This is a genomic window from Flammeovirga kamogawensis (genome assembly GCF_018736065.1).
Taxonomy (GTDB): domain Bacteria; phylum Bacteroidota; class Bacteroidia; order Cytophagales; family Flammeovirgaceae; genus Flammeovirga; species Flammeovirga kamogawensis.
In genome coordinates, this window is the sequence record NZ_CP076129.1 from 797310 (window position 1) to 812292 (window position 14983).

The 14983-nt window shown below is 28.2% G+C and carries 14 protein-coding genes; 4 read left to right on the forward strand and 10 right to left on the reverse strand.

Annotated features, from left to right (window positions below):
• Nucleotides 1–185 precede the first annotated feature (185 nt).
• Genes KM029_RS21780 through KM029_RS21790 form a run of 3 tightly spaced genes read left to right on the forward strand, consistent with a single transcriptional unit; the run spans nt 186 to nt 4010 of the window.
• A complete protein-coding gene (locus tag KM029_RS21780; RefSeq protein WP_144075921.1) occupies nt 186–1982 on the forward strand; it encodes a hypothetical protein in 1797 nt (598 codons plus the stop codon).
• Nucleotides 1969–2961, forward strand: coding sequence for a hypothetical protein (locus tag KM029_RS21785; protein ID WP_158631179.1), 993 nt, complete (start codon nt 1969–1971; stop codon nt 2959–2961). The genes KM029_RS21780 and KM029_RS21785 overlap by 14 nt, the downstream gene beginning before the upstream one ends.
• Nucleotides 2961–4010: a hypothetical protein gene (locus KM029_RS21790; protein ID WP_144075923.1), complete on the forward strand. Its 1050-nt coding sequence runs from the start codon at nt 2961–2963 to the stop codon at nt 4008–4010. Before KM029_RS21785 ends, KM029_RS21790 begins: the two co-directional genes overlap by 1 nt.
• A gap of 144 nt (nt 4011–4154) precedes the next feature.
• On the opposite strand, the gene KM029_RS21795 is transcribed toward KM029_RS21790, so the two are convergent.
• Nucleotides 4155–4580, reverse strand: coding sequence for a hypothetical protein (locus KM029_RS21795; RefSeq protein WP_144075924.1), 426 nt, complete (start codon nt 4578–4580; stop codon nt 4155–4157).
• Nucleotides 4581–4720: 140 nt separating this feature from the next.
• On the opposite strand from KM029_RS21795, the gene KM029_RS21800 reads away from it, so the two are divergent.
• On the forward strand, nt 4721–5629 hold the full coding sequence (locus tag KM029_RS21800; protein ID WP_144075925.1) for a hypothetical protein: 909 nt from the start codon (nt 4721–4723) through the stop codon (nt 5627–5629).
• Between the two features lie 319 nt (nt 5630–5948).
• Here the strand turns inward: KM029_RS21800 and KM029_RS21805 are convergent, their stop codons facing one another.
• The 9 genes from KM029_RS21805 to KM029_RS21845 all read right to left on the reverse strand — a co-directional run bounded on the left by KM029_RS21805 (nt 5949) and on the right by KM029_RS21845 (nt 14021).
• On the reverse strand, nt 5949–7232 hold the full coding sequence (locus KM029_RS21805; protein ID WP_144075926.1) for an alpha/beta fold hydrolase: 1284 nt from the start codon (nt 7230–7232) through the stop codon (nt 5949–5951).
• A gap of 777 nt (nt 7233–8009) precedes the next feature.
• A complete protein-coding gene (locus KM029_RS21810; protein WP_144075927.1) occupies nt 8010–9764 on the reverse strand; it encodes an ATP-dependent nuclease in 1755 nt (584 codons plus the stop codon).
• Between the two features lie 95 nt (nt 9765–9859).
• Nucleotides 9860–10606, reverse strand: a complete 747-nt coding sequence (locus tag KM029_RS21815; RefSeq protein WP_144075928.1) for a hypothetical protein — start codon at nt 10604–10606, stop codon at nt 9860–9862.
• A gap of 79 nt (nt 10607–10685) precedes the next feature.
• Nucleotides 10686–11156 (reverse strand): hypothetical protein, encoded by a 471-nt coding sequence (locus KM029_RS21820; RefSeq protein WP_144075929.1) that lies wholly within the window; start codon nt 11154–11156, stop codon nt 10686–10688.
• 133 nt (nt 11157–11289) lie between these two features.
• A complete protein-coding gene (locus tag KM029_RS21825) occupies nt 11290–11895 on the reverse strand; it encodes a hypothetical protein (RefSeq protein WP_144075930.1) in 606 nt (201 codons plus the stop codon).
• 109 nt (nt 11896–12004) lie between these two features.
• A complete protein-coding gene (locus KM029_RS21830) occupies nt 12005–12598 on the reverse strand; it encodes an acyl carrier protein (RefSeq protein ID WP_144075931.1) in 594 nt (197 codons plus the stop codon).
• Nucleotides 12599–12682: 84 nt separating this feature from the next.
• Complete coding sequence (locus KM029_RS21835) at nt 12683–13174, reverse strand: hypothetical protein (protein ID WP_144075932.1); 492 nt, start codon at nt 13172–13174, stop codon at nt 12683–12685.
• Nucleotides 13175–13329: 155 nt separating this feature from the next.
• A complete protein-coding gene (locus tag KM029_RS21840) occupies nt 13330–13773 on the reverse strand; it encodes a hypothetical protein (protein WP_215586360.1) in 444 nt (147 codons plus the stop codon).
• Nucleotides 13774–13778: 5 nt separating this feature from the next.
• Nucleotides 13779–14021 (reverse strand): hypothetical protein, encoded by a 243-nt coding sequence (locus KM029_RS21845; RefSeq protein WP_144075934.1) that lies wholly within the window; start codon nt 14019–14021, stop codon nt 13779–13781.
• Nucleotides 14022–14983 lie beyond the last annotated feature (962 nt).

The window sequence follows — 14983 nt, forward strand, 5'->3', positions numbered from 1 at the left end:
AAATTCATATACATTTTGTATTAAATCTGTTTTATACTAATATTGTTGTATTAAACTTACTTATATCTAACTAATATAATTTCAACTAATTATTCCTCTTTTTTGGGAAACTAAGACCATAAACTGCAATTGTAAAAAAATAAATACCCAAAATAAGAGTAATAGAATTAAACTAAAAGTAAACTATGCCTTCTATTGCTAAAAAAATATCTAATTACTCTTACTCCTATAAAATAAAAGAAAGAAATATTTTCTTAAAAAAATTTCTACAAATAGTCTTTATTTTATCTTTTATAATATTGTTTGTAAGAGAACTGTTCGAAGCTAATGATCTTTTTATACTATTCACTTTTGTAATCATTGTAATTGGTATCTCTATAAGTATTAAAGATTTTTTTTTTAGTCGTCATATTGTTTTTCAAGTTATCAATAACCAATTGATTGTCAATGAAAATGGTAAAGATACACAATACGATAGTTCTAATATCAAACAGTTATATCCAAAAAAAGTCATATGGGAATCAAAACGTGATAACAGAAAAAAACAGCTTACTACTTATATGATTTTTTTATTAAATCAACAAGGTGAAGAAATTAAAATAGCAGAAGATTTCAACTGTCAAAAAATTCATACTACTATTCGAATTATACAAGGAATTCAAGAAGCATTAAGCATTGAAGAATGTGTATTTCCAAATCATCATTTATCTTCTTATAATTACGTTGTCAATAAATATTTTTTAGACAATTTTGATAACCTATTTGAAAAAGGTTATCGATTAAATCTACAAAAAAGGAATAAAACAATTAATAATTTTGCTGGCTATACAATTACTGACTATCAGAAATTTATATATGATGGTTATGTAGAAGTAATATTGAGTTTAAAGAATAAATCAAGTAAACAGACTGCTCTTTTTACAACTATTGATTCAAAAATTAATTGCTATTATGTAAATACCTATACTGTTTCTTCTATTTTAAAAGAAGGACAAAAAACGTTAGAAGAACTACCTTCAAATTTAAGTATCAATAGAAAAAATTTTCATATAAAAACGGAAATTAAACGCTTTCACCTTGAAGGATCAAAAGATAAAAAAACAACCATTATTCTTTTTAAAGAAACTGAGAAAAAAAATAATATATTTTATCGTTTTTATGCTTTTGAGGATGGGATAGTATTTCAAGTTAAGAAATATTCAAAAGCAAAAAAGAATCAATTGAAAATACCTTATTACTTAACTCGAAAGCATTCTAAAGACTTCCTTCCAACGACTATTCATATTGGTAACCATAAAGCTTTATTGAATGAAAAAATAGCTTCTTTCAATGATGAAACGTTTATGTCAATTACAAGTGATCATAAGCTGGAGAAGTATAAGGATATCATTTTTGATTACGATTACTCTTGGTATTATCGTGATTTATTTTTTCTTATCACAGCAAAAGATAAATCAATATCGACTATTGTTACGATTGCTGGGAAAGAACCATTATTTATTACCAATAAATACATTCAATATTCTATTGTGGGAAATGTACATCTTCATCTTTTGACAGAAAATGCCAGTTCTAACTGTGTTTTGATCATGAGTAATGAAGGTCTGTTTGAAGAATACAATATCAATACTTTTGATTTTTTTGATCAAAATAAACTTTCAAATCTTTCTTTCAATGAATTTCCTGATAGATTGATTCATGATAGTTATACCTATTTAAAAGACGACTTTTCTTTTCAAAGACAAGAAGAATTAACCAATCAAAATGAGCCCGTTGAGTTTTTTGAGGTAAGATATTATAGGCTAGAAAAGGAGGGATATATAAGTATTAAGAAATATTGTAACACAAGATATATAAACATTTCAATTGGAGAAAAAGTAACTTTTGATATCACTTTTGAGGACATTAATGAGAACTTAAATAAAGAATTACAAAATGAATATGCAGCACCAAGAACGTACAAACAACATGTCAGTGTTTAAAAAATTTGAAGTGCATAATTTTTTTTATGACAACTCTGTCTTCAGAGTATTCTTATTTTTAATTGGAAGTTTAGCCTTTGGATTATATGAATTTAACGATTTGAATTATTGGCTATTTGTATTTATTGAAACCGTCACAATTAGCTTTTTTACTAAAGCTAATTATGATTATTTCTCTCATATAAAGACTAAGATGATTGTTACAGTCACTGATGTAGAGTTAAAAGTAAAAAGGCTAGATAAAAACAATGTATCTCAACCTATACTTACAATAAAAAACAATGACATAGAAGATATCATTTATCAAGAAAAGCAACCTTTTCCTTTAATTATTGTAATTCAAAAATCAACAGGAATTCATCATAAGATTGAAATCCATAATTTGAAGACTAAAGATAATTTTAAAGAACTATTCAAAAATCTATCAGAACACTATCATTTAAGTGATAAGAAAGAGAGTATAGAAGAACAATATGAAGTATCAACTCCTATAAAGCTTCGTTCCTTCAAAAAAAATCAAAATCTAATAGATATAAAGCTAGAAGATATTAATCGAGGAAGCGTAATCAATGTAGCTACAGAGGAATATATTATTAGTGAAGTGAATCAATTGGATTTTAAAAACACAACAACACATTTCGTCTATAACTTAGAAGAGAGTGAGCAAACTCTTTTGATTTATCCAACTTTTGGTTTCTTAATGATCTGTATTGAGGAAATGAAAAAAGGTCTGCTTATCAATATAAAACTGTCTATCGTGTACTATGAAGGAGATGAGTATGTTATTTTTGAGAAGCTAGAAGGTAAAATTCACAATTCTCTTCAAAAGTTTATTGATATAAAACAGTATTTCTTTACAACCAAAGACTATTCTAAATCAATTAGAGTATTAGAAATAAATGAGGAATATACCTACTTTATAGGGGAAAGAAAATACCTCAGTCAAGTAACAAATGTATTATCGCCAATCGAATCATAATGCTAAACTATAACAAAACAAATACCTCATTAGATATTAAAATCACTAATGATTATAAATATTCAACTTTTTATTATATCATAGTTTCATCTACTATTTTTTTATTCATCTCAATAGAATTATTATTAGGTGCACCACTTACGATAATGAATTTTGCATTTTTATTGGTCTTGTCAGCCATTGCTCTTTCTAATATTCATTCTGTTATATTAATAAGAATTATCAATGTAAATGAAGAAAAAATTACCTTTTCTTCTTTATTCCAATTCTTACCACCTCACAATAAATTGGTATTATCAATTAATAAAATAGAGCAATTTTATGTAACTAAAAAGGGAAAATTGAAGATGGTTCATGATGGAAAAAATCTTGACATTTTTAATTTAGGAAAACATGAAGCACTCAACACTGAAAGGCTTTTAGAAAAGTATATAGGTTTACAAGATTATAAGATATCAAATGATGAAATAGTTAAAAAGAAAGAGAAAAAGAACCAAAAGGTAGTAACTACAGATTTTTGGAATAAATCTCTGGATAATATATCACAACTTAAAATTAAAGATATAATTACTGTAATGGATGAGGATTATGAAGTCTATCAGCACTTCAAATGTCAATGGAAAAATCAAAGTCAGTCAGTGATTAATCATCTTACCAATCCTAATCATGAGATTCTACTTTATTATAATCGTTCTATGTATGAAAATATTTATGCTATAGAGATAAAAATACCATTCTATAAGTTTGATTATAATGATATTTTACACGACTTAGCTATTGATTTTGACTACAGAGATATTTTACTTGATTTATCGATAGATGATTATCCAAATAGATTTTTTATTGATGAAGAAGAGTACACTAAAGAATATCTTAATAGTGGTACATTTACAAGTACTATTTCTCCTCATGGTGTAGCGGCTGAACAAGCTGTCTATTTTAATGATGATCAAAGTAAATATCTACGCTTCTTCAAGATAAATGGTAGTTCAATATCGTTCTTTAAAGGAGAGAAAATAAATAATGATTTGATAAAATTATACTCTTAATATCACTCTTTAAATTCTCTAGGTATAACTAAAAAAATATTGGATCAACGAAAAACATGAAGGATACTGATAAACCTTTGAAGGTGAAGATTAGTAGTGAAAGTTGGATTGGTATTCCTGTTTTGAGGGAGGTGAATTAGTTTATTAGTTAGGTTCTTGGCATTCGTAGGTAATTACAGTTCCAATATATACGGGTAAAACAATCTCGGAACTTATATTTTCGCCATTCACTTGTGATGGATGCCAAGGACTTGAATCTAAAATTATTTTTTCCACTTCATCATCCCAACACGTTCCTGTTCCTCTTATTAATTCTACATTATTAAGGTTTCCTAAATCATCAACTTCAATTTTGAAGAATACTTTTTTACTACAAAAACAATCCGACTGTTGAGCAATTTCCTTTAAAGCTTTATAGTATTTTGAACTTGGCTTTGGGGGTATAGAATCTAATGGGTGACCAACAAGGTAATCGACTTGAATTGTATCTACCTCCTCCTCCTTCTTTGAAGAAAATAAATCATTTAAAGTGATTGATAGAAGCGATAATATTCCATAAAATTTAATCATATTTTTAAGATTTTTATCTCTTCTATTGGTGCAAGTATTAAGACTAAGTCATCACTTGTGCCTTATTTTTTGAAGAAGTCTGTAGACTTCAAGCTAAAATATTATTTAGTTAACTTACACCATATACTAAATGCAAACTTATGAAAACTATACTGATTTTTTTTACACTCTTTTTTATTCCTTATCTAACATTCTCTCAAAATGATGAGACAATTAAAAATATAAGGAATCGGTATTACAGGATTACGAGCAAAGATGTAATACTAAACAAAGTCTCATATGAAGAAACAGATTATTACTTAGAAGGAAATCAACTTAGTGTCTCAAAAGTCCATACCTACGAAGGACTTTATGAATATTATTATCATTACAAAAAAGGTGAATACCATCCATATTTTATCTTTTTTAATCCTAAAGATAAGTCCACTCCACAACTAAGAGCCTATTATAATGATACGGCTGACATCATCTTATTAAAGGAAGGAGATACAGAAAAATGTATTAATAATTTAGGTGACAACCCTTATAAATACTTAAAGCAAGATGCTTACAATGCCATCAATCAATTTTTTAATATAACTGTTTTGGCAATGCACCCAGATCAGAAAGAAATAAAAAATGTTTTTGAGAAAGTTAAAATGTTAGAATCCTCAATAGTAAGTTATGATACTATAAGTAATCAGATGGGTGAATATGATTCAAGTTATGAAATTGCTTATTTCGATGAAAATAAAAAGAAGGTGAAATCATCTTCAGCTTATAGTTCAGAGCATTATGGAGGAGTACAAAAAGAATACTTTTACAAGGGAAATATTATCTATTCAGTAAGTGATGAAGTAACTTGGATTGGTCAACTATTCAGGGCAAAAGTTTATGCCACTTTTTATACAGAAGGTCGATCTTTCTCAAATGGAAAGCCTTTTAGAACGGATTTTTTCGAATGTGAATGGCAAGGAAGAGTCTTTACTCAAGCCAATGAGAAGTATTTAGCAGATTGGAATATGTTTAATAACGTTATTCCAAGGATAGAATATCATAAAGTGAATTAGAGATAAATCAATCACTCATACTTAATATCATGGTCTATTATTCACTGATACAAGTATTAAGACGAAGTCGTCACTTGTACCTTATTATTAGAAATCTGTTGATTTCAAACTACCTATGTTCTGAGAGTCAAGCCGAAAGGCGTCTCTCGGAACTAGCATATTGTTATAGTCTTTGACTTATAACAACAAAAAACTAAAACTATATTATTGTTATAAGTTTCAAACTTAGACAATAATATAGTTCGTAGTAACGCCTACGGCTTAATACTACAAACAGTGAGAGAGTCATAAATTTTAACATTGATTACATCACCTACCATTAATTATTTAAAATATTGGTAGAAGTTGTGTCATCATCTATTTTTTGTAAAAACTGAATTACAGCATTATTAAAATCTTCAGGACATTCGATTGGAGCATAATGCCCTTGATTTGGAAAAATATATAATTCTGAATTTGGTAAGCTATTGGCTATTAACTTTGTATGTTCGTCAACAATCACATCATTCTCCCCTGCGAGCACAAGAACTGGAATACGAATAGTGTTTAAATCTTCAGGTGACATATCAGGATACTTTAAACATATTTCACCCACTTTTCCATACCTTCTCAAATACTTATAAAAAATACCCATTGATTTATTCACTCTGACACTATGTTTCAATTGCTTTAAAACTTCTGGTTTGATAGCCTCCTCAGTAGGAAAAAGATTAGCCCCCATTGTAATCAAACTTTTTACTTTTTCGGGGTATTGCAATGCGAACTCTAGTCCAGTATTACCTCCATCACTCCATCCAAGTATCGTCACCTTATCAAGGTTTAAGAAATCTAATAATGCACTCATATCACTCGCCATCTGCTTATAAGAAAGTTTTGTTTTATCGCATGAACTTCTTCCCTGACAACGACTATCTACGACTATAACTTTATAGTTTTCTTTTAGTTTATCAATTTGAAATCGAAAAGCGTTAATCGATTCATTATTTCCATGTAATAATAAGATAGGTTCACCTTTGCCATATACTTCATAATAGAAATCAATTCCATTCAGCTTTACATACTTACCTTCCTGTGAATTATTCCCATATAGTACCTGATTATTGATGGTTAGTTTTATTGTAGGCTTTTCATTATAAGTTAAAGATTTGTCTTCATTCTTTGAATAATTTATTTCATCAAAATCAAAATGATTACTTGTATTGTATATTTCTCCTGATTCACTAAACACTGACAAATTAGCTATTGATATACTTTCTGGAAATGTAAAAGTCATTGCACCTAAATCTAATTTTGCTGCTTTCTTAGGTATCTTAATTTTCCCACTATAACTAATCCAAGAATTATCTAACTGCTTACTATTACTATCTATAGTTTTATAACTTATATATTCATTGTCTTTTGAGTCAAAAAATGCTCTGATGATTACTTTACTCGAGTCACTTGCTTTACAAATAAGCTTAATACTTAATTCCTGATTCTGATAAGCAGTAACATCCAATTCTTTTTTTAGAAAACGAATTTGTTTTTGATTTTGCCCAAAGGATAAGTTAGATATAAATAATACCAACAATAAAAGAGTAATTCTATTCAATACTTTAGTCATTTGCGTTTTAATTTAGTTTGCCTTAGAAAAGAGAATTAAGTCGATAGGTGTTACTGAGAACTAGTAATTGCCTAAAGTCTTTGACTCATAACATGATATATGAATAAGACAGTTTATTATTGTGATAAGTTGCAAACATAAACAATAATAAAATTCGTAGTAACACCTATCGGCTTGATACTGCAAATAGTGAAGTCTTTTTTTCTATAAAGAAATTTCCTATCACTGTTTTTAAAGACAATAACACACTTATTACCTTCATATGAATAGTTTTCAATTCTATCCGTCTGATCTTTCCCATCAATATAAATCAGTTCTCTTTTTAGTGACATTGTTAGATGAAAATTTATTTGTTGTAGTCTTTTTAGAGATCGCTTTTCCTAAATTGGTTAATACCTCTCACACTGTATGAAGTTTGTCTGTTTTAAAGTTACGAAAGTTTTAGGTTTCTATCTAGTTCATTTTTGAGATTGAAGATTGTTTTTTTTTGAGGGTGTGAATAAAAAAACTCCAAGATATATAGTTGAACATATGCCTTGGAGTTTAAATTAATAGTCTTGAATTACTCTAACGAAGGTTTTTTTGATGTTAAAGATGTCAGAATTGATAGATAATATAATAATTCAAATTATTTATAAAGAACAAATGTTAAAAATGAAGTAAACGACTAAAACTTCAAAACTATAAAACAGTTACGATTACAAATCGAACTATAACCTTCTATTTTACAATATATTATAAATTTTATATAGTGAATTTTTTGTATCCATTATTTTATTAGAATGGCAAATCATCTTCCTCTTCAATTATCAATCTGTCTACTTGGTTTAATTCAAGAAATTCACATAATTTTTCAGGCATAAAATCTGACCCAAATTCTCCAATTTCATTCAATCTTTCCCAAATTCCTATACTCGACTTATTATCAGAATTGTATTGTAGTACAGTTTCAAGTTTTGGTATATTGAAGTGTATGTTGTCTACTCCTGAATTTTTTATCAACTTCCAATTCGTCGTTATCATTCCTTTGCTTGTTGATGTTCGGGCTTCACCATTATCATAAAGGTATAATTCAGAATCTTTTAACCGATTTTCATCTGCAAAATCCGATAATTCCGCTTGAAAATTATTTGTAAAATCCCAATCATTAACGACAAAATAGTCAAGTCCAAAATGTATGCATAAATCAATCAGCAATAGAGCTGTTGATTTCCCGTGATGCACAACAATTGCTATATTCTTAAAATTCAAATAAGAGTTTGAATATTTAGAATCATTTACAACATTATTAACCTTTTGTTCAATCGCATATTTATACGCTAATAAATCATTGGGACCTTCAACTAGCAATACTTTCCTGCTGAAAAGAATTCGGTTTAGGTTCGGCTCTATTGATTTAATAAAACTATTAAAATTTGCTAGAGATATAATATCTTCATTGCTTGTTTCAAATTCTGCTGTGTTATTATATTTTTTTACAGTATGTTTTGTCTCTTCATCAAATTCCAATCTGATTATACTTTTTGTATCAAACACATCAACCATTCTATCAGAATGTGTTGTATAAATGACTTGATGTCCTTGCTCAGCTAAAGAACATAAAACCATTTTATAAAAATACTCTTGATGATTCTCATGTAAAAAACTTTCTGGCTCTTCAAATAAAAACAAGCACTTATCATCAAGTTGACTTTCAGCTATAGACTGTATAACTGCCATTACAAACATTGAAATGTAACCGTCCCCAAAATGTTCTATTGGGATTAAATTACTATTATCTCCGTTAAGCCCAATTTTGAATAACATTTGAAGAAAAATATCTTCATAATTTGGAAGACCAAACTCTACATGGCAATTATTTTCTCGTAAGTTCTTACTATAGTTAATTTTTACCTTTTCAATAAATTTACTTAAAAGTGAATCACTTAACACTTTCTCAGTAGCTTGCTTTGCTTCTTCAATATATGTTCCTTTTCTAGCGAGCATTTCGGCATCACTATCAACAAGATATTTAATGTGCTTTGCTAAAAATGAAGTTAAATTCCCCCAACTTGTTTTTTTAGTAGAAATCTCCTCTTTTATATTGTGAAAGTTGATATAGAATACGTTAAAATACTTTATTGCACCGAATGCCTGCCAATTTGTATCAGTTCCATTAGGTTTTAAAGAGTTAATCTTTGCACTCTCAATCTCAATTCCATCAAGAATAAACTCAAGCTTATGGTAACCTGATAAATTAGCTTGTTTACCATCAACTTTGTCTTCAGTTGAACTATTCATATATGCGACAATCTCAGGAACATTAGAAATGTCTTGATTATGAAAGTCGTTAATAGAAAAAGTATCCTTTGTAATATACTTATAGCCTATGCCATACAATATTGCATTCAAAAGATTGGTTTTTCCAGCGTTATTATATCCAATAATTGAAATAGGTTTCTTATAATCTTCACCTGGAAATTCAAAGTTTATTCCATCCTTGAATGACCTATAATTCTTAACATGAATTTTTTCTAATCTAATTTCTGACATACAGGATGTATTTTATCATAATGTACAACGTGATGACTAAACTACGTGAGCGGTTGTGTCAACCGTGATTGGAGTTTAGTTGTTGTTACACAACGTTACATTAACAATTTAAACTTACCAAAATTTTTACTTATTAAAGTATTATTTGTCATCTCAAACTTCTCGATTCTTGTGTCATTTTTTGTAGAGACTAAATAATAGCTCCTATTTTTTTCAGTCCAAAAGCCCCTATCTATTGTTTCTTGTGTTTCAATATTGGTAATAGTATAAGACCTGTTGACCAAATCAAAATCTAATATTGTTTTAAAGTTTTTCTCGTAGTTATTTGATTTGTATTTTACATGTTTAGGTTCAGGATCAATACATAATAATTTTTTCATTACAACATTATAAATTCTAGCCAAAGAATTTATTGATGTAAATTCAAGACAACCAGCACATAGCCTTATTATTTTGATTTCTATATTTTTTGTTTTTTTCTCCTCATACCATGGTTCAATACACCCTTTAGCTCCTCCGATTACCTGTAGCAATATATATTTATGTTCTTTAAATAAGTTTTCGCTTAAAGTTATTATCTGCCTTTCTAAAAAAATTAAATCATTAATTGATTGTGAGTTACGGTCATAAAAAACAGATAACTTTTCTATTGAGTAATCATTAAATGAATAATATTTTGATTTTAAACTTTCTAATGATGTGTTGGTAACAGTTGGTTTAGGAACATACGAGTAATATTGATGGAACTGTTCCATTACATTCTTATTGTTTTTATCTGTTTTTACATTTTGCCCAATAACAGAATGAGATAATAAAATTAATAATATGATAAACTTTGACATTCTCTGATATTTTGGCTTTATGTTGTGTAACGTAATGGCTAAACTACGACCAGCGGGTGCGTCACCCGATGGATGGAGATTAGCTACTGTTACCAACTGTTATTTCTTTTCGGATAAAATTTAATATTTGCTTTAATTCTGATGGTACATTGGATTCAGAATAGCTGAATTTTTTTTCTAATTTCCCGTTTTTATAAAAGGAAATAAAGTAATCTTCATTTTCTTTTTTAACAGATTCCTCTCTACAAACCAACTTTACGTTTTCAGCTAATTTATTTAATTCAAACCATTCTTTCTTTGAAGTCTTTATTTTAGTTCTGAATTTTTCGCCTTTGATATGTAAATAATTCGCATAAATCGTTAAGCGGTACAAATTCTTCTTTTTGTAATTAATCTCAAATCTTTCTGTGATTGTCCCATTGAACAAACACTTGTGTCCTATAACAATTTCAGATAAAGTATCCTTTTTTGCCTGTGCTTTTATAGAGCTGGCTGTCAAAACTAACAATACTATTACTATATATTTAGTCAAGGTCGATTCTGAATTCATGTCACAATATTATTTTGAATAAAATTTAATTGCAAGCTTTACTTTAATAGTTGGTAACGTAAATGCTAAACTACGACCAGCGGGTGCGTCACCCGATGGATGGAGATTAGCTGTTGTTATAGCCTTTGTTTAATTAATGTTTTAAAGCCTGGTCAAATAATGAAAAACCTAGTCCTATTGTTAAAAAAATCGATATGATAATCCAAATCAATCCATCCAAGCTGTCAAGTAAGTAATAAATAATTGAGTTATTTCTAGGTTTAATTTTACCTTCACTTCTTTTTAGTTTTAAGTATATTGTTTGTAATTCTCCAAATTCTGATTCACTAATACTATTAAGAATGACCCGCTTATTATTAGTTAGGTATATTAATGTTTTCACTTCAGTATAAAGATATTTGGTTTGAACTGAACCTCCATAATTCGATTTAATCCTTTTGCTTTTTTGTTCCATTTTCATAATCTCATTAAAATTGATAGACCTAGAGAAGGGAAGAAAAAAATTAGAAATAATAATTTCTTTATGCCCCAGTTTGATTATCTTAATCTTCAATAAATAATATAAACTTACCAAAGGCAAAATTGTAAAAACAATAATTAAAGAAACAATCATCAAATTAAAATCTCCTTCTGATTTAAAAAATATCAACAAATTTAACTCGCTAAAAAAAATAAATCCTAAGAAGGTTATACTTAGAATAAATAACCTAGGATGAGTTTTATAGAATATTTTATTCATGCTTAAGTTGAAATTTTGTCACTTACATTGGCTATAACGAATTTGCTAAACTACGAGCGAGGGTGCGTCACCCGAGACTTGGAGTTTTAGCTGTTGTTGGCAAACGTTTTTAATCTATTCCTAAATCATATCTTATGGAATGTTCCAAATCTATTTCATTTATTGGAATACCCATTGTATTATATATTATTCCGATGATTACTCTTTCAACTTCATATTTACCCGTGATCTTCTCAAGATTTATAAGTTCTTTATAATTTAAAGATACTATCCAATTAATTAACTGTTTTACCGTACCATTTAATATTGGTGTTGAACGTTTTCTAATCTTGACACCTAAAAATTTAACATGTAAATCTAAATTTGGACTAATATCTAGAGACGTTAATTCTGGTAATATAAGACCTATTTCCGTTTCAAGTAATTTCCAATTTCTTACTAAATTTTTATTACTGAACAGTTCAAATAATGATGTTTCAGGCATAATAGCAGTTTCGGTAAAGTTCAATTTTTTAATAGCCTTTTTAACCCTAATAAATATTTGATGTGAGAGACATTTTTCATTTCGTTTAGTCATCACTTTACTATAAACAGAATTTGAAAAGTCTTGTACAGTGTTTATTTGTTCTGCTTCTGACGCATTTAACCGTATTCTAAATGTATCTTCAACAAAAAACAATAATTCTACCGAGTCTAATCCCATTTCTTAGATCTCATTTTATGTTTGCCAACGCGTTGACTAAACTGCGAAGCGGACGTGTCGGCCGATATGCAGATTTAGTTGATGTTATGGAGTGTTATTAAGTGAATTATATTTATTTATTATTTTATCAACTTCAATAAGTTCAATTACAGTTGTATTAACTTTTCCTTGATTTATAATGCTTAAAGAAGGACTTTTCGAAGTAACCGAAATATAATTTTTTGACATTTCTTTTAAACTATACTTTATATTTTCAAGACTGTAAGTTGAATTAATATTCCAATTAGTTTTTAAAATATAGATAATCTCTAATTCACCTTTTGAATTCGGCAAATAATATGTAATTGTTTCTCCATAATCATTACAATCTATAGTTTCTTTAAATATTACATTTTTATTAGAATTATATTTAACAAGTTTTTGCGAACAGTCACCACCTTCAAAATCATCAAATATCATTTGAAAAGTAGAGGCTTGTAATTCTTCTTCTAAATTTTTAAGTTCAGAACTAAAATTAGGTGAAGATTGAATATTTAAAACTTGAATAAAAAAAACAAGTGTTCCTAAAAATCTCATAATTATTACTTATTCTACAATATATAGATAGGAATTTTATATTTAAAACTAATTAGTTTAATGAGTATAACAATACCAATACTCCATAACGCGTTGACTAAACTGCGAAGCGGACGTGTCGGCCGATATGCAGATTTAGTTGATGTTGTAGGTAGTTAATTATTACTAAACTTATTCCAGTAATTTTCACTAGCTTTAAACAAGTCAGTTGGTTTGATTTTTTGTTTTAAATGATTTTTAATTTCTATTTTTTCAGCTTTTATTAGCAAGTTTCCTCCACAATAGTCATAATTAGTATTGTGTTGATTACAGCTTACTTTTACAATACCATTTAAAGTTTCTGCATATCCAATTTCTAATTCTGCTTTAAAAATGTCTTTTAATTCAGTCCAATTGATTTTTTTGAGTGTGATCGGATTCATCCATGGTTCTAGCTCAATATGTTCAATATTGTATATAAGCAGATAAAAAAAATTAAAACCTTCTTGAAATTCTTTTCCAAGATATTGACATTCTATTTTTAATGTCAGTTGTTTTAAATCTCCTTCCCAGCCTGTTATTCCTCCATCGTGAAACGTTGTGAATATATTTTCGATCACATTAATCATAGTTCAACTTCTACAAAATCTGTATTAGATTTAAATATTTTATTCGATTCCTTAATTGCTTTTTCTTCTGTTAATTTGTAATCAAACTGAATGTACTCTTTAATTTCATCAATTGAATTAAAACCTACACTTGCAATATAACCTTGAAAATCGTCTTGAATTTCTTTCCAATCAGAATATTGTTTTTGACTAATTAAAGTTTTACCTGATTGTAAAAATATTAAATTGAATTTCTGCATTTCTCTAATTACCTACAACGGGTTGACTAAATTGCGTTGAGGGCGCGTCGACCGATATGCTAATTTAGTTATTGTTATGCTGTGTATTTTTTTATTTTAAATTGAATACTGAAAGTACAGATACTTAAAAGTTTTACCAAACGTGAACATCATTAATTGAGAGAACTCTAAAATTACGATGGACGTTGAAAAACAAAACCATTTTTTAAACTTTAATTATTTGAAAAGTAAATTGCCTTTTGACTAATTCTGTGTTGAAAAATTTCCTTTCTCCTAATTTAATTCTTCACAATGATTTGACTACACTCCTGTTTCAATTTATAATTTTACTAAACCGTGCGAATCGCACGACTACAAATATAGTGGTACAAAACAACTAATGTTCTCTGCGGGTGAGTCACCCGTGCTAGAATAATAAAAATTTAGTACCAACGTGCACTATGCAGATGCACTCGCCTAGATTATACAGCATAACGGTTTGACTAAATTGCGTAGAGGGCACGTCGACCGATATGCTAATTTAGTTATTGTTATGCTGTGTATTTTTTAATTTTAAATTGAATACTGAAAGTACAGATACTAAAAAGTTTTACCTAACGTGAACATCATTAATTGAGAGAACTCTAAATTTTTGATGAACGTTGAAAAACAAAACCATTTTTTAAACTTTAATTATTTGAAAAGTAAATAGCCTTTTGACTAATTCTGTGTTAAAAAAATTCCTTTCTCCTAATTTAATTCTTCACAATGATTTGACTTCACTCCTGTTTCAGTTTATAATTTTACTAAACCGTGCGAATCGCACGACTGCATATATAGAGGTACAAAATAACTAATACTTTCTGCGGGTGAATCACCCGTGCTTGAATAATAAAAATTTAGTACCTACGTGCATTATGCAGATGCACTCGCCTAGATTATACAGCATAACAATATACAAACGTATTACCGCTTATATATTT

Bases quoted from the DNA above. Each gene is read 5' to 3' on its own strand.
- KM029_RS21780 (WP_144075921.1), top strand. From the start codon at position 186: ATGCCTTCTATTGCTAAAAAAATATCTAATTACTCTTACTCCTATAAA.
- KM029_RS21785 (WP_158631179.1), top strand. From the start codon at position 1,969: ATGTCAGTGTTTAAAAAATTTGAAGTGCATAATTTTTTTTATGACAAC.
- KM029_RS21790 (WP_144075923.1), top strand. From the start codon at position 2,961: ATGCTAAACTATAACAAAACAAATACCTCATTAGATATTAAAATCACT.
- KM029_RS21795 (WP_144075924.1), bottom strand. From the start codon at position 4,580: ATGATTAAATTTTATGGAATATTATCGCTTCTATCAATCACTTTAAAT.
- KM029_RS21800 (WP_144075925.1), top strand. From the start codon at position 4,721: ATGAAAACTATACTGATTTTTTTTACACTCTTTTTTATTCCTTATCTA.
- KM029_RS21805 (WP_144075926.1), bottom strand. From the start codon at position 7,232: ATGACTAAAGTATTGAATAGAATTACTCTTTTATTGTTGGTATTATTT.
- KM029_RS21810 (WP_144075927.1), bottom strand. From the start codon at position 9,764: ATGTCAGAAATTAGATTAGAAAAAATTCATGTTAAGAATTATAGGTCA.
- KM029_RS21815 (WP_144075928.1), bottom strand. From the start codon at position 10,606: ATGTCAAAGTTTATCATATTATTAATTTTATTATCTCATTCTGTTATT.
- KM029_RS21820 (WP_144075929.1), bottom strand. From the start codon at position 11,156: ATGAATTCAGAATCGACCTTGACTAAATATATAGTAATAGTATTGTTA.
- KM029_RS21825 (WP_144075930.1), bottom strand. From the start codon at position 11,895: ATGAATAAAATATTCTATAAAACTCATCCTAGGTTATTTATTCTAAGT.
- KM029_RS21830 (WP_144075931.1), bottom strand. From the start codon at position 12,598: ATGGGATTAGACTCGGTAGAATTATTGTTTTTTGTTGAAGATACATTT.
- KM029_RS21835 (WP_144075932.1), bottom strand. From the start codon at position 13,174: ATGAGATTTTTAGGAACACTTGTTTTTTTTATTCAAGTTTTAAATATT.
- KM029_RS21845 (WP_144075934.1), bottom strand. From the start codon at position 14,021: ATGCAGAAATTCAATTTAATATTTTTACAATCAGGTAAAACTTTAATT.